Below are 19,417 nucleotides of genomic sequence, written 5' to 3'. Positions count from 1 at the left end.
TTCCGTTGCAAGACCTTCAAGAAGGCCTGCTTGAGCCTTCGCATGAAAAGAGAGAGCCGCAAAGCCGGCTTCGCCAATCCAAATAAAAAGCTTATTCCATGTTTCTTATGGAATTCAGCCGAATTTCGAGCGGAAAATGCGAAAAAACAGGGCGTTTCTTAGAAAAAAAGCGTCGAGGAAAGAATCAAGGTTGTCTACTCTGACATCATGGAGGTCATCGGATGCGATTGTCTCGTTTGGCTCGAAACCCTTCGCCGCTGCGGCAAGCCGTGGGAGTCGCCGCGCTTTCCCTGCTCTTCACGGATATCCCCGCAGAAACCGCGATCCGCGGCATCGAAGGCGAAGCCGCGAAGAACGTCGAGTTATCCTTATCGTTAGCCAGGGAACAATGCGACGCGTCTCGGTGGATGATCGAGCGTCTGTTCGATAAAGCCGACGCCGAAATCGACGAGGCGGCGCGCGCGTTCGGTTATTATCACGCCGCCGTCAAAAAATCGCTGAGTTTTGACGATGCCTGCTGGCACGCGAAATTCGACATTTCTCCCGGCCCGCGGACAATCGTGAACGAGATCCGGATTACGTTGCGCGGCGAGGCCGAAAGCGACCCCGCCTTCCGCGAATTGCGGGATAAATTGGCCGCCGAAAAAAACCAGCCGCTGCGCCACGACCGCTACGAGAAAATGAAAAATGAAATCAAATCGCTGGCAACCGCAACCGGCTATCTGAACGGAAGCTTCTCGGAAAGCCGGCTGATCGTCGACCCGGCCACAAACACCGCGACGTTCCGGCTGTCCTTCGATTCGAAAAACCGGCTGCGTTTCGGCGACGTGAACGTCGAACAGGACATCCTCGACCCGGAATTCGTCCGGAAATTCATCGCCTTCAAACCGGGCGATTTTTATTCCAGCGACGCCTTGGGGAAAACCTACGACGCGCTGTCCAGAAGCGGCTATTTCGAGCAGATCGACATCCGGCCGTCGGCCGACGTCGAGCACCGGCAGAACGTGCCCGTCTCGGTTCGCCTGACGCCCAAGAAAGTGCATCACTACAGTCTCGGCCTGGGTTTCGCCACCGACGTCGGCCCGCTGGTAACCGCCGCCTACCAGAGCCGCCGCCTGAACCGGAGCGGCCATTTCCTGAACGCCAATCTCGACATTTCCCAGGTGCTGTCGACTGCGGATATCGAATACAACATCCCGCTGGCCAAGCCGACCACCGATTTTTTCAGTTTCGGCGCGGGATTCAAGCGCGAAGATACCGATACGTTCGAATCACGCTCCGGCAAGCTGTCGGCCCGCCTGAAACATGCCTACGACAACGGCTGGAAACAGACTTTGTTTCTCGATTGGGTTTACGAAGACTTCCGGATCGGCGCAACCCAGGAAGAGGTGGTGCTGTTGATCCCCGGCGGCAACTGGCTGCGTTCCGTCTCGAACGATCCGCTGCGCCCGACCGAAGGCTACCGGCTGGAGTTCAACCTGACCGGCAGCTATGAAAACCCGCTGTCCGAAGTCAGTTTTGCGCAGGGTTCGGTCGCCGCGGTCTGGCGGCATCAACTGCCGTGGGGCGGCATTTTCCTCGGGCGCGCCGAGCAGGGTGCGACGCTGGTCGACAATTTCGACAAACTGCCGCCTTCCTACCGGTTTTACGCGGGTGGAATGAACAGCATCCGGGGCTACGACTATAAGGAGCTCGGGCCGCGGGACCGGACCGGCGCCGTAATCGGCGGCCGCTATCTGAGCGTGCTCAGCGCCGAATACGAACATCCGATTCTCGACAACTGGGGCCTCGCCGCATTTATCGATGCCGGCGATGCCTATAACTCGGAAGGAATCGACGTAAAGGTCGGCACCGGCCTGGGCGTCCGCTGGTATTCGCCGATCGGCCCGATCCGGCTGGATTTCGCGGTGCCGCTGAACGAAGCGGAGTCTTCGTTTCAAGTCCATTTCGCCGCCGGCATGCGCTTATGAAGCGGCGCGTGTTCCTGATCGTGCTCGCGGCGGTGCTGGCGCTGCCGCTTACGCTGATCGCATTGCTGTACACCGAGGCCGGCACCCGCTGGATGTTGCGGCAGGGTTTTGCCTTCCTGCCCGCCGAAATCACCGTCGATTCGATCGAAGGCCGGATGCTCGGCCGCCTGACGCTGACCGGCTTCGACTACCGGAGCGACACGGCGCACATCGCAGTCGGCCGGTTCGTCTTGGCCTGGAAACCCGCCCGGCTTTTCGGAGGAACGCTGGCCATCGACGAAATCGTCGCGGATACGCCCGACATTACCTTGACGCCATCCGAAGAACCCGCCGCCCAAAAGCCTTTCGACCCGAACCGCCTGCCGCGGCTGCCGATCGGTATTTTCATCGGCCGCGCGCGCGTAACCGGTTTGACCTTTCGGCAAGGCGAGACGGAACAGCGCCTCGACGAATTGCAATTCTCCGCGCGGACCGAAAACGGGCGTTTCCGGATTCCCGACCTTACGCTGAAGACCGATCACGCCGCGCTGAACGCGCGGGCCGAGGTCACGCTCCGGGGAGAATTGGCGTTTCTGCTCACTGCCGAGGGACAGGCCGCTGCCGGCGAATACGGCGACTGGAAAGGAAATGCGCAGCTTCAAGGCGATGCCCGGCAACTCCGGCTCGAAGGCCGCCTCGCCTCCCCTTTTGAACTTCAACTCAAAGGAACCGCGGAAGACTGGCCAGAAAAACCGAAGCTGAACCTGCGCGCCGAATGGCGAAAGCTGTCCTGGCCGCTCGCCGCGCAAGAGCCGCAGGTGCGCAGCGGCTCCGGCCGGCTGGAACTCTCCGGCCCGCTCGACGGCTACCGGATCGCGCTGAACGGCGAACTCAGCCCCAAGGCATTGCCGAAAGCGACGCTGACGCTGAACGGACACGGCAGCCGCGAAGCGCTGGCGATCGAAGCGCTCGAACTCAGGTCGACCGACGGCGTGTTTCGAGCCAGCGGCAATCTCGCCTGGCAACCCGAAGTCGCCTTCGATCTGGCCTTGAACGCGCAAGACTTCAACCCCGCCGTGCTGTCGCCGGAACTGCCGGGCAAGGTGTCGATGGCGGTACGCAGCCAGGGCGGGCTTTCCGGCGGCAAACTACAGCTCAATGCCCGCATCGACAAACTGGCCGGCAATCTGCGCGGACGTCCGTTACGAGGCGGAGGCGGGCTGGTACTGGCGGACGACAGGCTCAAGGCCGACCACCTGACGCTGGCTTCCGGTCCGAACAAGCTCGCGCTGAACGGAACGCTCGGCTCGGCGCGCGACACACTCGACGCGGCGATCGATGCGCCGAACCTGAACATGCTCTGGCCGACGCTCGGCGGCCGTTTCGAAGGCAACGCGCAACTGCGCGGCGCGTTGAAACAACCCGCGTTGACATTCCAAGGCAAAGGCCAAACCCTGCGTTTCGGAAAACATCGGATCGAACGCGCGGACATCGCGATCGATTACCAGGCAGGCGCGCAGGAAAATTCGACCCTCGCGGTTTCCGCCCGCTCCATCCAAAGCGACGGACTGCTGATCGACCAGATGTCGGTGGACGGCTCCGGCTCGCAACGGCGGCATCGATTCAAAGCCCGGATCGATTCGGTTCATGCCGACATTAGCGCCGCGCTCGACGGCGGCCTGAACGCCGACCGCTGGGAAGGCGGACTGGCGCGGCTGGACATACGCCGGCCCAGCGACGGCGCCCGCTGGGGGCTCGAAAAACCGTGGACAATGCGGGCGCAAAAAAAGCCCGAAGGCGTCGAATTCGCGCTGGATGCCGGTTGCCTGACCGGGCAAAAGTCTTCGGTTTGCGCGAGCGGATACTTCCGCCCGAACGGCGATTTCAAGCTGGCCGCGCAAGTGGCGAATTTTCCCACCAGCCTGTTTCAGGATTATTTCCCGGCAGGCTTCGAGCTGATCGGCCTGCTCGATGCGGACATCGACCTCGGCAGGCAGAAACAGCGTCTGAGCGGAAAATACAGCGTAACGCTGCCCGGCCGTACCACGCTGCAACTGCCGGCGAAACCGAACCCGCAGACAATCGCATTGGGTCCCTTGGCCGTGTCGGGCACTTTGAAAGGCCAGGAGGTTACCGCCGTTGCCGATGCGAAGCTCGTCGAACAGGATTATCTGCGCGGCAACCTGCGCTTGAACACCGCCACCCCGCAAACGCTTTCAGGCCGGATCGATGCTTCGGTACGCCGGCTGGACCTGATCAAACCTTTCGTGCCTGCGCTTTCGGACATCAAAGGGCATCTGCGGGCGGACCTCGGCATCGAAGGCCGCCTGCAAAAACCCGAGGTCACCGGAACGCTCGCTTTAACCGAAGGGCTTGTCGAAATGGCGGGAGCGGGTTTCGCCCTCCGGGACATCGATCTCAGGGCGACAGCGTCGGGCCGGCGCGAAACCCGCATCCAACTGCAAGGCGCCACGCGGCTGGCCGTCTTGAGCTCTCCGGGCGTGACCGTCCCAAAGCCGGTCCAGGAACGGATCGAGGTCGATGCCGGGGCGGTTTTGCACGAAAAGACGATCACGGCCACACTGAAGCTGGGCATCGGCGCCCAAAACCGGATCGACGCCGACGTGCGGATGGACACCGACAAAAAGAGAATTCCGGACGGCCGGGTAACCGCCTCGCTAACCGACTGGTCGCTGCTGACACCGTTGACCGCCGGGCAATTAACGGACATCAAAGGCCGGCTGGCGGCCGATTTCCGGATCGCCGGCCGAACGGACGCGCCCGAGATACGGGGCGACATGACGCTTTCAGAGGGCGGCGTCTCGGTGTTGCCGCTCGGCATTGCGGTTCGCGACATCCGGCTACGGGCGACTGCCGACATGGCCGACGAACGGCCGGCCCGGATCGAAGGCTCGGCCCGATCGGGACAGGGCACGGTCAATCTGGACGGTTTTGCCGATCTTTTCGGCAACGGCCAATTCCGCTTGCAGGGCAACGGTTTCGAAGCGGCCCGGCTCCCCGAAGCCCAGGTAACCGTCAGCCCCGATCTGTCGCTGCTGATGACAGCCGAAGCGCGCAAAATTACCGGAACCCTGACCATTCCGAAAGCACGGATCGAACTGAAAGAGCTTCCCGAAAACGCGGTCCCGGTCAGCAAGGACGAAGTGATTCTGGGTAAAGAAAAAAAGCGTGAGGAGGCGGTACCGCCGATTCCGCTCGATGCGAACGTCGAAATCGAACTCGGCCGCGAAATCCGGTTTTCCGGCATGGGCCTCAAGACCGGCCTTACCGGTAAACTCCGGGTCAGCAAGACCGGCGAAAAAATCGTCGCGAACGGCAATATCGATATGGAAAAAGGCAGCTATAAAAGTTACGGGCAGGATCTGGCCATCAAGCGGGGAAAAATCGCGTTCAACGGCCCGCTCGACAATCCCTGGCTCGACGTGGAAGCGACCCGGCTGTCGAAGGACGAAAAAGTCACCGCGATCGTAGACGTGAGCGGCCCCCTGAAAGCACCCAAAACGCGGCTTTCTTCGAATCCTCCGCTGCCGGAAACCGATGTGCTGGCCTACCTCGTCACCGGCGGCCCGCTCGGCCAGGTCGACCAGAATGAAGGCGAAATGGTCGCCGGCGCGGCGCTCGCCTACGGTTCCTCCCAGGTCGGCTGGATCGCGAACAAGCTCGGGTTCAGCGAGTTCGAAATCAAGCAAGGCAAAACGCTGGAAGATACGCTGGTACAGGCCGGGCGATACCTGGCGCCCGGTTTTTATGTCGGCGCCAAGGTCGGCCTTTTCAATAATCAGGCCGCGCTGGTGATGAAGCGCAAACTGACCGAAAACCTGAACCTGGAAACCCAGGCCGGCACCGCGCAGCGGGTCAAAATCAATTACGAGTTCGATACCGATTAGCTTCGTTCGGCTAGGTGGAAGACCTGCCAGGTTTTCGAAACCTGGCAGGTCTACCGGCCGGCGGGAACACTCGAAGAAGCGCGATAAAATCGCCGCTTCGATTCGGCCGAAATTCGGTTAAACTGATCGCACCATAACATTCAGGCTCGGTATGAGATGACATTGAAGACGCTTCCTCTGCACGCTTTACACCTCGAACTCGGCGCGAAGATGGCGCCTTTCGCGGGTTACGAGATGCCGCTGCATTACCCGGCAGGCATCATCCGGGAACACCTGCATTGCCGGAGCCAGGCCGCTTTCTTCGATATTTCGCACATGGGGCAATTCAAAGTCGAAGGCGCAGAGGCCGCCGGCGTACTCGAAAACCTGACCCTGAGCGACATTACCGGCCTCCGTCCCGGCTTCCAGAAATACACCGTGCTGACGCTGGACAACGGCGGCCTGCTCGACGACATCATCGTCAGCCGGACCAGGACGGGACTGTCCATCATCGTGAACGCGGCCCGCAAGGATCGGGATTTCGCGCACCTGAGCCGTTCTCTGCCGGACCTTGAAAATCTGCAGGACCGCGCGCTATTCGCGCTGCAGGGCCCCAAGGCCGAAGCCGTGATCCGGAAGTTTTCCCCGGCTGCCGCAGAACTCAAATTCATGCAGTTCGCCGAAACCGAACTCGACGGGATCGCATGTTCGATCAGCCGCAGCGGCTACACCGGCGAGGACGGCTTCGAGATTTCGGTCAATATTTCCGAAGCCGAACGGCTGGCCCGCCTGCTGCTGGCGGAAGATGCTGTCGCGCCGGCCGGGCTCGGCGCCCGCGACACGCTGCGTCTGGAAGCGGGCCTTTGCCTGTACGGGCATGAGCTGAACGAAATGATTACCCCGGTCGAGGCGGGGCTTGCGTGGATCATCAAAAAAGGCCACGACCGCTTTCCCGGAGCCGAAAAGATCCTCGCCCAGCGCCAACACGGTCCGGCATTCGTCCGCGCGGGACTAATCGCGGAAGGCAAGGCGCCGATCCGGGAAGGCGCGACTTTATTGAACGACCGGGGCCAAAGCGTCGGCCGCGTCACCAGCGGCAGCTTCGCGCCGAGCCTGGCCAAACCGGTGGCGCTCGCGCGGCTCGAAACGGCTTACGCGGAGGCAGGCACCACGCTGTTCGCCGAAGTCCGGGAGCGCCGGGTCATGCTGTCGGTCGTCCCCCTCCCTTTCATCCCTCACCGCTACCGCCGCTAAACCATGACGACACCGCGCCCCACCCTGAACCAATTGGAAATGCTCGGCGATTTCATCCGCCGCCATATCGGCCCGAGTCCCGAACAGACCCGCGAGATGCTGGCCGAACTGGGCCTGAGCGATCTCGAACAGATTATCGACCAGGCGCTGCCGGCCGACATTCTGAACACCGAGCCGTTGAAGTTGACCGAAACGATCAGCGAGAATGCGGTGATCAAGCACCTGCGCAAGATCCGCGAACGCAACAAGGTGTTCACCTCGCTGATCGGGATGGGCTATTACGATACGGTCATGCCGGCCGTGATCAAGCGCAACATGCTCGAAAACCCGGGCTGGTACACCGCCTATACGCCGTATCAGGCCGAAGTCAGCCAGGGCCGGCTCGAAGCGCTGCTGAACTTTCAGCAGATGGTGATCGACCTGACCGGGATGGAAATCGCGAATGCTTCGCTGTTGGACGAGGCGACCGCCGCGGCCGAAGCGATGACGATGGCGCGCCGCCTCTCGCGCAGTACGAGCCCTACGGTCTTCGTCGACCAGGACTGCCATCCGCAGACGATCGCGGTGGTACAGACCCGCGCGCGTTCGCTCGGCTACCGGGTGATCGTCGGCGATCCTTACCAGGGCCTCGATACGCACGACTTCTTCACGATAATCGTGCAGTATCCGGGCTCGCAAGGCGAAATCCGCGACCTGCATGAAATCGTCGGCATCGCCCGGCAAAAATCGGCGCTGGTCACGGTCGCGGCCGACCTGTTGAGCCTGGTTTTACTGAAGCCGCCGGCCGCGTTCGGGGCCGACATCGTGGTCGGCAGCGCCCAGCGTTTCGGCGTGCCGATGGGCTACGGCGGCCCGCACGCGGCGTTTTTCGCGACCAAAGACGAATACAAGCGCTCGATGCCGGGGCGGATCATCGGCGTGTCGAAAGACAGCCACGGTCAGATCGCCCTGCGCATGGCGCTGCAGACGCGCGAACAGCATATCCGCCGCGACAAGGCGACCAGCAATATCTGCACCTCCCAGGTGCTGCTCGCGGTGATCGCGGGCTTTTACGCGGTCTACCACGGCGCGGACGGGCTGCGCATGATCGCCGGGCGCGTACACCGCTACGCGCAAATTCTGGCGGCCGGCCTGACGCTGATGGGCCATGAGGTCGTCAACCGTTGTTACTTCGACACGATCGTCGTGCGCGTGCCGAACCGGGCGAAACGGATCGCCGCGCAGGCGATGGAAGCGACGATCAACCTGCGCGTGATCGATCCGGACCATCTCGGCATCTCACTCGACGAAACGACCACGCGCAACACGATCCGGGCGGTCTGGCAGGTGTTCGCCGCACCGGCAGCCGAGTTTCCGGACATCAACCGGCTGCATAAAACGATCGAGGAATGCATCCCGGACGATCTGTTGCGCGCCGATCCGATCCTGCGGCATCCGGTCTTCGCGCGCTACCATTCCGAAACCGAGATGATGCGCTACATGCGCCGGCTCGCTCGGCGCGACATCGCGCTGGACCGCTCGATGATTCCGCTGGGCTCGTGCACGATGAAGCTGAACGCAGCAACCGAAATGCAGTCGCTGTCCTATCACGAATTCAACGGCCTGCATCCCTTCGCGCCGTTGTACCAGACGCTCGGCTACCAGCAGATGTTCGCCGAGCTTGAAGACATGCTCTGCGACCTGACCGGCTTCGATGCGTTTTCCTTGCAGCCGAACGCGGGCTCGCAGGGCGAATACACGGGCCTGCTGGTGATCCGGAAATACCACGAAGTCAGCGGCCAGGGCCAGCGTAACGTCTGCCTGATTCCGGCCTCCGCGCACGGCACCAACCCGGCCAGCGCGGTGCTGGCCGGCCTGAAGGTGGTCGTGGTCGCCTGCGACGACAACGGCAACGTCAGTCTCGACGACCTGAAGGCCAAACTGGACGAGCACCGCGACACGGTCGCCGCGCTGATGATCACCTACCCTTCCACGCACGGCGTGTTCGAGGAAGCGTTCCGGACCCTCTGCGACCTGGTCCACGCGTACGGTGGCCAGGTCTATCTGGACGGCGCCAATTTCAACGCGCTGGTCGGCCTCAGCCGCCCCGGCAGGCTCGGCGCCGACGTCGCGCATCTGAACCTGCACAAGACCTTCAGTATTCCGCACGGCGGCGGCGGTCCCGGCGTCGGGCCGATCGGGGTCGGCGCGCATCTGGCGCCTTATTTGCCCGACCATCCGGTCGTGAAGGGCGTGAACCCGAACAAAGGCCGCTACGGCACGGTCGGCACCGTCGCGGCCGCACCCTGGGGCTCGGCCAGCATCTACACGATCTCCTGGGCCTATATCGCGATGATGGGCGCGGCCGGGCTCAAAAAAGCCACCCTGACCGCGATCCTGAACGCGAACTACATCGCCAAGCGGCTCGCGCCTCATTATCCGATCCTGTACACCGGCAAGAACGGCTGGGTCGCGCACGAATGCATCATCGACTGCCGCGCCTTTAAACATGCCTGCGGCATTACCGTGGAGGACATTGCCAAACGGCTGATCGATTTCGGCTTCCATGCCCCGACCGTGTCGTTCCCGGTACCGGAAACCCTGATGATCGAACCGACCGAAAGCGAGAGCAAGGCCGAGATCGACCGCTTCTGCGACGCGCTGATCGCAATTCGCGGGGAAATCGCCGAGATCGAAGCCGGCCGCGCCGATCCCGAAAACAACGTGCTGAAACATGCCCCGCACACCCATCGGCTATTGTTCGAAGATTGGGCCCTGCCCTATTCCCGGCAACAGGCTTTCTTTCCCGGTAACCACCAGCAGGACGACAAATATTGGCCGCCGGTCGGGCGAATCGACAATGTATATGGGGACCGGCATGTGGTCTGCACGTGTCCGCCGATGGAGGATTATCAATAAGCCGTTGGTCATATAGATACTGTATCCACGTCGAGCATTATGAAGCGCAGCGTTGTAGGGCGTTTTCGCGATAGCAAAACGCCAATCCCCTTCAAAGCAAGGCGGATTGCCTGGCGGCGAATCCGCCCTACAAGAGCTCCCGGCAACAGGCTTTCTTTCCCGGTAACCACCAGCAGGACGACAAATATTGGCCGCCGGTCGGGCGAATCGACAATGTATATGGGGACCGGCATGTGGTCTGCACGTGTCCTCCGATGGAGGATTATCAATAAGCCGTTGGTCATATAGATACTGTATCCACGTCAAGCGTTATGAAGCGCAGCGTTGTAGGGCGTTTTCGCGATAGTAAAACGCCAATCCCCTTCAAAGCAAGGCGGATTGCCTGGCGGCGAATCCGCCCTACAAGAAATGGAACAACGATACGGACGAAGCATGCAAGGAAGGCCATTTATATCCTGGGTCCGAACAAACATCGCCGCAAATCAACTATCGAAAAAATGAATTTATGGTGAAGAATGCAAAATTTATGCGACACTATCGGCCAAAAACAGCCGCTAATTGATCATGCATTTGTTTACCAGAAATCACGGGGGCATATTCGGCTTGGCTTTGCCGCTTATGTTGTTTAGCCCGATGGCCTTTGCCACCAACGGTTTCAACCTGATCGGCTTCGGCGCCGAATCGACCTTGATGGGCGGCGCCGATATTGCAGTCGCCCGCGATACCAGCGCACTGAACACCAATCCTGCCGGCCTGACGCAGATTCACGGACAGGCATTCGACGGTTTTGCTTCGGGATTGCGCACTTTCGATCTCACCCATGAAGATAGCCTGGGCAATAACAAACACGCCGATAATAAATACACCTTTCTGGGCGGCGGCGGGTATGCCGCTTCGTTTGATTCACTGCCTTGCACTGCCGGAGTTGGCCTGTTCAGCCAGGGCGGCGCCGGCGGAATATTCAAAAACATCAATACTCCATTCGGCAACCGCGATGAGATAAGTTCGCTCTTCGGTATGGCAAAAGTCAGTCCCGGAATAGGTTGCCGCATCAATGACAGCTGGTCGGTGGGAACCAGTCTGGCGGTCACTTACGCCAGCGTAAGACAGAAGTTTTTCCCCGACACGTCGGTCGGCGCCGCCCCCTTTGCAGGCTATCGGCTCGACGGCGCTACCTCGCTTAAAGTGGGGTTCAGGCTGGGTGTGCAGTACCGCGTCAATCCGTCTCTGACACTGGCCGCAACCTACACCGAAAAAATCGATTTACCGCTAACCGACGGTGAGCTGATTGCGAATTACTCGGAGATGGGACTGGGAAGAGTCAAGTATCGTAATGCCGGCGTGACCGGTCTGGCGCTGCCGCGCGAAGTGGCACTGGGCTTCGCGTTCAAACCAGCCGATAGTCTGCTGTTATCGTTTAAAGTCAATTGGATCAATTGGGCCGACGCGATCAAATCCGTAACCCTGCGCGCCACCGATCCTGAAAATCCGCTGGCGCCGGCTGTCTATCAAATCGTGACCGCCGGCGATTGGAGCAATCAGTGGGTGTTCGCTTCCGGGCTCGCTTATAACTGGAACAAACGGACAACGCTCTACCTGGGGCATAACTACGGCAACAGCCCGATACCGGCCCAGAACGCCAGCCCTTTGTTAGCCGGTATTCTCGATCACCATATCACGGTCGGCGTAGCGCATCAGATCAGCCGGGAATGGCGCTTTACCGGCGGCTTCGAATATATGCTGCCGGTTAAAGAACAATACACCAGCCCTTTATTCGGCAACGCCGAAGTCAGGAACGAAGCTTTGTTCCTGCACGTTATGCTGAGCCGTCGTTGGTAGAATCATTCTTCAACAATTCGGTGTCAAAACCGAACACCTTCCCGAACCAAATGAATACTACCCATACCAGAATGCCGAAAGGGATATAACCGATGTATCCCAAAATCGGCATTTCGGCAAAAATATGGATAACGTTGACGTAAGGAATATCGTATATCCAATAATTAGGGTTAGTTGGCGGTATGTCCGGGTTGGCGTTGCTGCCCCAGTTCCATAACTCCCAGAAGAACCCGTTACACAAACTGCCGATCGCCACCAGCAAAGCCGGCCCCCAATTACCTCCGGCCATTGGCGTAAACGGATTCCCTATGTTTTTCCTGATCAGTTGGCCGGAAACGATTGCCAGCGGTCCCACCCACATTGCCCAAAACAGCGGATAAGGCAGAAACACCACCACAAAGATCAGCAATAAGCCGCCCCATAGCAACAGCCCGCCCGGCAAGGCTATCTTAGGACCGTTGCTGTATCGGCTGGCTAATCCGGGAAATGTGTTCAGCAGCGTGTACCATTCGAAAATCGCGGGCCAAACCGTGGTATAGGCAATCAGGAACAGCAACACGATGGTGCCGTGGCCAAGCGGCATCACGCCGTCCACGGTGTTCGGGTAATACCAGTTGCCGAGCGTAAAATAGTCGAAGTATTCGAAATACAACCAACCCACGATGGAGACGACCGCGCTAATGAACAGTGTTTTCGGCCGCGCCGCCAGCAATGAATAGCCACCGCTACGGCGATAGGTCAACCCGTCCAAGACCAGAATAAAGCCCCACCATAAAGGCGTAAAAGCGTAGTACACCAAATCGCCGAAAGGCGAGACCCGCGCCCACATCAACCACCAGAAAAACAGCGTCAGTACCGAACCTATCCAAAACCACACCGGCAATGCCGCCGGGGCCGGCTTCGGCGGCGGAACCGGTATCGTAAAACCGAACCATTGAGGGAACAGTAAAAATAGATAGAAAGCCGCCTCTACCAGAGCCAGTGCGATAAAGATTATCAAATTGAAACCGGGCGGTTCCGCGACAAAAAGCGGCGGAAACACGCCGAAGCCGGGCGGCAAATGGGTTTCCGGATAAGCGAACCACGCCGCGACAAGCGGCAACACGACAGATAACACGATCGGCCAGATCAAACCATAAATGCGTTGCATTATTCTCTCCTCGCTAGTTGTTCTAGAGCATTTTCGTTTCGGGTTTACGTTCATAAGCCATGCCGTTAAGTTAAGGGAAACTCGTCATTCCGGCAAGGATTACCGGACGACTGCAGGGATGCAGGAGATACGAGCCCAAGGAAGGGCGAGGTAGATCGCGTCGGGAACACGCGATCGAGGGCAACGCAGGGAGCGGTTGCCGAATCCAGAAGCCACGGATGGCAAGCTTTAATGCATCTCTGCAGTCTGGATCTCGGCACAAATCTGTCTGGAACAGATTTGCATTGACCCGAAGGGGGCCAGGCAGGAAAGCCTGGCATGAATCCATGCCGAGATGACGGCTTGACTTAACGGTATTGCGCCCTTATACGCGATATGAAAATGCTCTAGAATCGATTTATGATCTTCCCAGCATCTCCGCTTGCGAAAATGCTTGCTTCACAATACGTACTTGGCGGTCTGCCCCGTCGTTTTACGAAGACGCTTATTTTCATACATCCGGCAATCGGCCATGTGCATGAGTTTTTCTTTACTTGTCGCTTCATAAACATATGCCGAACCGGAACTGGCGCCGACAAAGCCAAATCCACCGGCACGCATCGCGTCAACCGCTTGTATCAACATTTTCTCGATCCACGACACATCGCCTTGCTCGCAAGTAATCGCGAACTCGTCGCCGCCCAAACGGTGCGCCTGGGCATTGTCGCCCAATAATTCGTTCAAATGCCGGGCAAATACGCACAGCAATTCGTCCCCGCGTTCATGTCCGAACTGGTCGTTGTAATACTTGAGGCCATCCATATCGATAAAGGTCAAGCTGCCATGCTGAGGCAAATTCTCCAGAGCCCTATCCAAAGCCACACGGTTGGGCAGACCGGTCAAATTATCGGTTCTAGCTACACGGTTGCTGTATTCCAGGCATTCTAGCGCATATTGCTTATCGCGATATAGCTGGGCAAACTGGTAAGCCTGAACCAGAGCCAGCAGCATGACTTCTACCGAAACCGAAATCAGGCCCATGTGTTCGACGTACAAAGTGTAAAAGCTGAGGCTGTCGATTGAAATTGCCGTAATTCCCAGCACAAAAAACGCCCCGATCGCGCACAGGTAAATCCGCGCGGTCGTGCTGCCCTCAAGTGATCGGACAATACCGGTAACCAAACCGTAAAGTAGAAACAAACCCACACCGTAACGATCGATTTCCAGCGACCAATGCGGCATAAACATCGCCAACGCTATGCCTCCTCCCAGCAAGACCAGTGACAGGTTACCGGCCCTGTTCAGGCGCGGATAAGCCTCATGCCGGATTTCCAACAAAGACATGACGAACAGAATATAGGCGAAGTTGGAAAACAGGATTGGGAAACTGACCAGATAAAACCAGTGCATATCGAACAGTTCTGTAAACGCCAGCAGCGCCGTGCCGTTATACAGCAGATTGCCGAGAATAAAGATCGAGTACATGATCGAAGAGAGATGCAGGTGTACAGCCGCCAGCGCCGCGTAATAGAGCATCAAACCCAAAAACATGCCCAGGCAAGTCAAAACCAGCGCATTCCCCGGTTTGATCGCTTGCCGGTAACTGGTTAACGAATCCAGATAGGGTTGCGGATCGGCCAGAAAGAAAGGGGAATCCAGCTCGGTCAACAGACGGTAATGACCGGATGGAAGATCGATTTCGCGACCATGGCGCAGAAAGAAAGGGTTTGGCTCATCGCTCAGAATCCCGCCTTGCAAATCGACAACCGGACGGCTATGAGCGTCCAGGATGATATGCCGAAAATACCCGATAGTGCTGGTATTCTTGAAATCCAGCACATAGCGGCCCGGAGTTTCAATGTCGAAATCCGCCTGCTGAAAAAAATGGCCCCCCGTCAATGCGACTTTAACAGCCGATTTGAGTCCCGCAACAGTCATATCGGCCTGTCCCCGATAGGTCCAACCTTCGGGAGCTTGATACCAAGAGCCGGCAATCTCCTTCGCATCGGCCAGACAGGACAAGGACCACGAAAGGCTCACGATCAAGCAAACAACCATGCTGAACACTGTGTGCGGGGAACATATACTGAAACACGCACTTGATCGGGTGATTTTTACCATATTTTCTACATAAGGAGTTTAGTCGTCCAAACCAAAACGAAGCCAGTAAGCATCCGCACATTGAGAAACATTAGTCTATTTTACAAACTAAAGTGTTTAGTCCCACGATTAAGAAGTCTGGACTCATCATAAAAATAGCGGGGGTTTTCTGATAAAAAGCGCCTATGGATTCAAACGGTGTGATGCAGCCAATAGCGAGGAGGTTGAAGTTATAGGCGTACAAATGCGCCTTCAGGTCTTCCACGTTCTCGTAATGGAAGCGCTTGACGGTATTTTACTGTAAACCTGCTGTAACGCTATCGGAACGATCTACTGATTCGTGAGATCGGCCTGCTGCGCGAAACGGTGCGGCGGGTTCGTGAACGCCATCCTTTTCAAATCGACGCCTGGGTTGTTTTGCCGGAGCCCATACGTTGTGTGTGGACATTGCCGTCCGGCGACAGCCCGCGTAGGCCCTATTAGAGCAAGCGTAATCGGACGCATGTTTTCACACAGGTTTATAATTTCCGCCTTGTGCAATCGGAAAAAGCCATCGGGGGAACGGGGTATCTGGCAGCGGCATTATTGGGAGCATTTCATCCGCGACGATGCCGATTATCAATCGCCATGTCGATTATGTTCATGTGAATCCGTTGAAACACGGCCACGTCAAGCGAGTAGCCGATTGGCCTTATTCGACTTTTCATCGCTATGTGGCGAAAGGGATTTATCCGCCGGATGGGGACGGTGATGCTTCCTCTAAAGTGGATGGCGGCACATGACCATGCGTCCGATTACGCGGCGCTAATCGGACCTACGGGGTACTTACACAGCCAGGGGGGTTCGGTTTCGGCCGTATCCGTGGGCTTGGCGATCCATTCGGCATAGGTTTCGAGCAGTTGCCTCAGTTTGGCCGACTGGGATTCGCGGGTTTCCTGCATCCAGGCCGGCACGTCCATGGCTTTGGCCTGGGTTTCCCAAACGGCAGCGGCTTGGGCATCGCTTAGGCCGACGGCGGCTTCGTATAAGGAGGCGATGACCCAATAGCGGTTATCCCTGTCTTCCAGTTTGTCCGCCAGCGCCGCGGCATAACGCATCACCTCCTTGCGGATTCGCCTTGCGAACACGAAGTCGGCGACGGCTTCGTCCCTGTTGCCGCTCTGCAAAAACTGCAGGGCGCGCAGGTTCAGCAGATAGGCCAGATTGATGCCGTTGTAATGGTCCTGCTTCAGGTAAAAACCGCGCTCGTAGGCGGCGATGCATTCCGACAGGCATTCGGGGCGGCCGCATTCTTCCCACAGACGCTTATGGATCGCACCCCAAAGCCCCAGGGTTTCGGGATTGTTCGAGGTTTCGGGAGACAGCCGTTTGAGCACGTCACGCGCGGCCTGCAGCGCTTCGACGACGGTCGGCTGCCTGCTTTTGTAAGTCGCCAGAGCCAGTTGCTGGACCACGAACGAATCTTCCGGACGCAGCTTGTCGACCTCTTCCAGCAAGATCCGCGCGGCGGCAAAATCGCTGACGGCGATTTTTTCCATCGCCGCATCGAGCATCGCCTTGGCGCTGGGATTGTCTTCGCCGACGAGGTTCGCGGCAGGACCGGATAAAAGGTAGGATTTCACGGCCGCGGCACGCACGGGCTCGGCCTTCGCCGCCGGCGGCTGCAGATGCGGCAGATAGGTGTAAACCGGGCTGTCGATGGCCGGCTGGCTCAGGATTTTCTCGATCGCGGTCTTCAAATCGTTCATCAGGCGGTTGGCTTCCTTATAGCCGATTTCATCGCCCAGATGCTTGTAGCGGCGCAGCACGATATGCGACAGGTCGAACGGGTTTTTGAACTGCTCTTCGGCCAGCACGATGGTGGTATAAGGCCGGAGCGCATAGCGCACGCCCAGTTCGAACGCCGCATTGACGTTGTAGGTGGACAGGTCGGCAATGACCACGTCGGCGTTCAGCAGGCGCTCGTACATCGGCACGTCGATGGTGCCGGCATGCACGATTTCGTCCGCGCGCACGCACTCCAGGCCGGCCGCTTCGACCGCCATCTTGATGATTTCATAAGACGCGTCCAGGTCCAGCACCCGGCCGTCGGTGTAATCGGTTTTCTTGCCGAACCCCTGGACGACAAAACATTGGTTCATGCTAAAAACCCCTCGAAATGTTCAGGAAAACAATTTTTCGCCGCGTACGCGCTGCCGACCCGGCGAATGTCGCCGATATGGTCGACCGAATCCAGCATCTGCACGTTGGCGGGATTGATGTCGCCCAGGCCGAGGGCATGCAACCCTTCGAAGCTGACGTCGGGATCGTAGCGAAGGTAGGCGAATAATTTGGGACCGGTCCAGTTCGAACCGTCGGCGCACGGCAGCACCATGTCGCCGAATTCCCGATCGATCGGCCTCCCGTGCCGGCATTCGCCGACCAGGCGGCAGGTCATGTCCCAACCGGCCGAAGCCGCGTTCATCAACGCGGAAGGAATATTCTTGGCGAAATACAGCAGATTCATCTCGTCGACCTTGAGATTGGGGTTGGCGTTCGCCACGCTGCCGGTGCCGACCGACACGATCAGCAGTTTATCCGCCCCGGTCTGCCAGTTGATCGCGTAGGGCCTGGCCGTCGCCATCTGAAACGCCAACCAGGCCGGATTGTTGTACGTCGTCACACCGCCGTCCACGAAGATGAAGTTGTATTCGTCCGGCGTGCCTTCGGCGAAGGTCACGATTTCCGGCGGAAAATAAGTCGGCGCGGCGGTGCTGGCCCGCACCAGTTGCCACAACGGCAAATTCAGATTGCAATCCTTGCGTTCGCGGCGGTTGTATTTGGCGAAGGGGTTGTTCGATACCGGCCAGGGCGAATCGGTGGTGTGGTTACGCATCACCATCATCAGCAAGGTTTTGAGGTTGGCGCTGCCCAGCGTCGCCGCGCTTTCCTGCAATTGCGTATCGAACGACGATTTGAGTAGTTCGGCCAGGGGCTCCTTGTTGTAATCGTACTTGAGCCGTTTCAACAGCGAGGCCTTATCGAACATCTGCCTGCCGCTGTCCAGATAAAACTGGCGAATCCGCGCCATCGACATGCCGCTGGCGATACAGGTAGCAATAATCGCGCCGGTGCTGGTTCCGCAAACGAAATCGAAATAATCGGCCAGCACGAAATCCTCGCCTTTTCCCAGCGCCTGCCGCAATTGGTCTTCCAGGCTGGCCAGAATTTCGACGCTCATCAAACCCAGGATGCCGCCGCCGTCGCAGGCGAGAATTTTCTTGGGGCCCGGTGACTGGATGCGGTTAAGCACGTTGCGATTCTGGATCGGAGAGTTCATGACGACTTCCTGTTGGCTTGCACAAAGTTATTCTTTTAATTGGGTCTTGCAAAAGCGCTCGGCCAGCGTCTCGGCGTATTGACGCTTAACCTCAGTTGCGAGGGCTCGATGGGATAAGCGCCCCGCTCATTCCAGGGTTTTGGTATTCAACCAAACCACCCGGCCATTCCGCTTTTCGACTTCCTTGACCATATGCGCCGTACCGCCCGGCCCGTCGCCGCCGCCGCCTCCGTCCCACAGGCAGATGAAGGTCAGCTTTTCGGAGCCGTAAGCCAACGCGCTGGCCAACAGCCAGAGGTTGCAGCGCTCGTAAAGGTCCGTGTCGGGCGGCAGCTCGCCTAACACCCGAGGGGCGGCCAGCGGCGGCGTTTCCAAACCGTCGGTTATCGCCCGGTAACGCTTCAGCCAATCAGCATCGGCGACAGCGACCGACTTTTCGATGAAGACCGGCTCTTCGAAAGGTTGCAGCAACTGCAGCCTGACGCCGCGCTGCCGGCAAGCCTCGGCAAACAGAATATCGCCGCCGCACGCGCCTTGGGTCAAACCCAAATCCTGCGGTCCCGCCTGCAGGCCGGAAAGCACGGCCGCGATCCGCTTGCCGGCGATATTTTCCTTGTCCGCCGGAAAACGCGGGCTTTTGCGGTCCGGCGAATCGATCATGTGGCCGCTGAACAAAAATACCTTTTCCGGAACCCATCCCTCGCGGCAGGCGCTCGGTTTGAAGCTGGCGGGCGCAATCTTCATGCGGAAGCGGTTCCTGTTTATCAACGATTGAGATGAATGGGCGGGATTTCCCTCCCTTACCTGCGCCAAACGCGCTTCCGAAATGCAGTACGCAAACCTGGCAATACGGAAAATCGGCCGCTTGCCGCGCCTGGAAAGCCAAATGCGTCCGGGGAACAATGCCTTTTATCAAGCTTGAACGGTTTAATAAGCCCTGTCAAGCGCTAGTCGATCAGAATAATCAGAATAAAGAGAGATCCTTAAAGACCGGGCCCTGACCGCTTACGCTTGCCGCCCGACCGGCGGAATGGCGCCCCGC

10 protein-coding genes and 1 pseudogene are annotated in these 19,417 nt (G+C 58.6%); 6 read left to right on the top strand and 5 right to left on the bottom strand.

The window, feature by feature from the left end:
• Positions 1 to 221: 221 nt before the first annotated feature.
• The 5 genes from METAL_RS08125 to METAL_RS08095 all read left to right on the top strand — a co-directional run bounded on the left by METAL_RS08125 (position 222) and on the right by METAL_RS08095 (position 11,827).
• Positions 222 to 1,970, top strand: a complete 1,749-nt coding sequence (locus METAL_RS08125; RefSeq protein ID WP_005371289.1) for an autotransporter assembly complex protein TamA — start codon at positions 222 to 224, stop codon at positions 1,968 to 1,970.
• Positions 1,967 to 5,857 carry a translocation/assembly module TamB domain-containing protein gene (locus METAL_RS19895; protein WP_005371282.1) on the top strand — a complete coding sequence of 1,297 codons (3,891 nt, stop codon included), beginning with the start codon at positions 1,967 to 1,969 and terminating at the stop codon, positions 5,855 to 5,857. The genes METAL_RS08125 and METAL_RS19895 overlap by 4 nt, the downstream gene beginning before the upstream one ends.
• Positions 5,858 to 6,013: 156 nt before the next feature.
• Complete coding sequence (gene gcvT / locus METAL_RS08110; RefSeq protein WP_005371280.1) at positions 6,014 to 7,090, top strand: glycine cleavage system aminomethyltransferase GcvT; 1,077 nt, start codon at positions 6,014 to 6,016, stop codon at positions 7,088 to 7,090.
• Positions 7,091 to 7,093: 3 nt separating this feature from the next.
• Positions 7,094 to 9,988, top strand: a complete 2,895-nt coding sequence (gcvP, locus tag METAL_RS08105; RefSeq protein ID WP_005371279.1) for an aminomethyl-transferring glycine dehydrogenase — start codon at positions 7,094 to 7,096, stop codon at positions 9,986 to 9,988.
• A gap of 633 nt (positions 9,989 to 10,621) precedes the next feature.
• Complete coding sequence (locus METAL_RS08095; RefSeq protein ID WP_213069478.1) at positions 10,622 to 11,827, top strand: OmpP1/FadL family transporter; 1,206 nt, start codon at positions 10,622 to 10,624, stop codon at positions 11,825 to 11,827.
• On the opposite strand, the gene METAL_RS08090 is transcribed toward METAL_RS08095, so the two are convergent.
• Together METAL_RS08090 and METAL_RS08085 are read right to left on the bottom strand one after the other, a co-directional pair.
• The gene (locus METAL_RS08090) at positions 11,805 to 12,977 is read right to left on the bottom strand and encodes a hypothetical protein (protein WP_005371277.1); all 1,173 of its coding nucleotides are present in this window, start codon (positions 12,975 to 12,977) and stop codon (positions 11,805 to 11,807) included. The genes METAL_RS08095 and METAL_RS08090 overlap by 23 nt on opposite strands.
• A 438-nt stretch (positions 12,978 to 13,415) precedes the next feature.
• Positions 13,416 to 15,014 carry a GGDEF domain-containing protein gene (locus METAL_RS08085; RefSeq protein ID WP_005371276.1) on the bottom strand — a complete coding sequence of 533 codons (1,599 nt, stop codon included), beginning with the start codon at positions 15,012 to 15,014 and terminating at the stop codon, positions 13,416 to 13,418.
• A 348-nt stretch (positions 15,015 to 15,362) separates the two neighbouring features.
• Between METAL_RS08085 and METAL_RS22110 the strand changes: the two are divergent.
• Positions 15,363 to 15,838, top strand: a pseudogene (locus METAL_RS22110) (REP-associated tyrosine transposase).
• 12 nt (positions 15,839 to 15,850) lie between these two features.
• Here METAL_RS22110 and METAL_RS08075 read toward each other — a convergent pair.
• The 3 genes from METAL_RS08075 to METAL_RS08065 form a co-directional block, all read right to left on the bottom strand.
• Positions 15,851 to 17,197 carry a TRAFs-binding domain-containing protein gene (locus tag METAL_RS08075; RefSeq protein WP_005371275.1) on the bottom strand — a complete coding sequence of 449 codons (1,347 nt, stop codon included), beginning with the start codon at positions 17,195 to 17,197 and terminating at the stop codon, positions 15,851 to 15,853.
• Positions 17,194 to 18,375 carry a patatin-like phospholipase family protein gene (locus METAL_RS08070; RefSeq protein WP_005371274.1) on the bottom strand — a complete coding sequence of 394 codons (1,182 nt, stop codon included), beginning with the start codon at positions 18,373 to 18,375 and terminating at the stop codon, positions 17,194 to 17,196. Before METAL_RS08070 ends, METAL_RS08075 begins: the two co-directional genes overlap by 4 nt.
• 126 nt (positions 18,376 to 18,501) lie before the next feature.
• Entirely contained in the window at positions 18,502 to 19,119 is a 618-nt protein-coding gene (locus METAL_RS08065) for a hypothetical protein (protein WP_005371272.1), read from the bottom strand.
• Positions 19,120 to 19,417 lie beyond the last annotated feature (298 nt).

Source organism: Methylomicrobium album BG8 (assembly GCF_000214275.2).
Lineage (GTDB): Bacteria > Pseudomonadota > Gammaproteobacteria > Methylococcales > Methylomonadaceae > Methylomicrobium > Methylomicrobium agile.
The sequence above is the reverse complement of the archived record's forward strand: the minus strand, read 5'-3'. Positions and strand labels throughout refer to the sequence as shown.

Bases quoted from the DNA above. Each gene is read 5' to 3' on its own strand.
- METAL_RS08125 (WP_005371289.1), top strand. From the start codon at position 222: ATGCGATTGTCTCGTTTGGCTCGAAACCCTTCGCCGCTGCGGCAAGCC.
- METAL_RS19895 (WP_005371282.1), top strand. From the start codon at position 1,967: ATGAAGCGGCGCGTGTTCCTGATCGTGCTCGCGGCGGTGCTGGCGCTG.
- gcvT (WP_005371280.1), top strand. From the start codon at position 6,014: ATGACATTGAAGACGCTTCCTCTGCACGCTTTACACCTCGAACTCGGC.
- gcvP (WP_005371279.1), top strand. From the start codon at position 7,094: ATGACGACACCGCGCCCCACCCTGAACCAATTGGAAATGCTCGGCGAT.
- METAL_RS08095 (WP_213069478.1), top strand. From the start codon at position 10,622: ATGGCCTTTGCCACCAACGGTTTCAACCTGATCGGCTTCGGCGCCGAA.
- METAL_RS08090 (WP_005371277.1), bottom strand. From the start codon at position 12,977: ATGCAACGCATTTATGGTTTGATCTGGCCGATCGTGTTATCTGTCGTG.
- METAL_RS08085 (WP_005371276.1), bottom strand. From the start codon at position 15,014: ATGGTTGTTTGCTTGATCGTGAGCCTTTCGTGGTCCTTGTCCTGTCTG.
- METAL_RS08075 (WP_005371275.1), bottom strand. From the start codon at position 17,197: ATGAACCAATGTTTTGTCGTCCAGGGGTTCGGCAAGAAAACCGATTAC.
- METAL_RS08070 (WP_005371274.1), bottom strand. From the start codon at position 18,375: ATGAACTCTCCGATCCAGAATCGCAACGTGCTTAACCGCATCCAGTCA.
- METAL_RS08065 (WP_005371272.1), bottom strand. From the start codon at position 19,119: ATGAAGATTGCGCCCGCCAGCTTCAAACCGAGCGCCTGCCGCGAGGGA.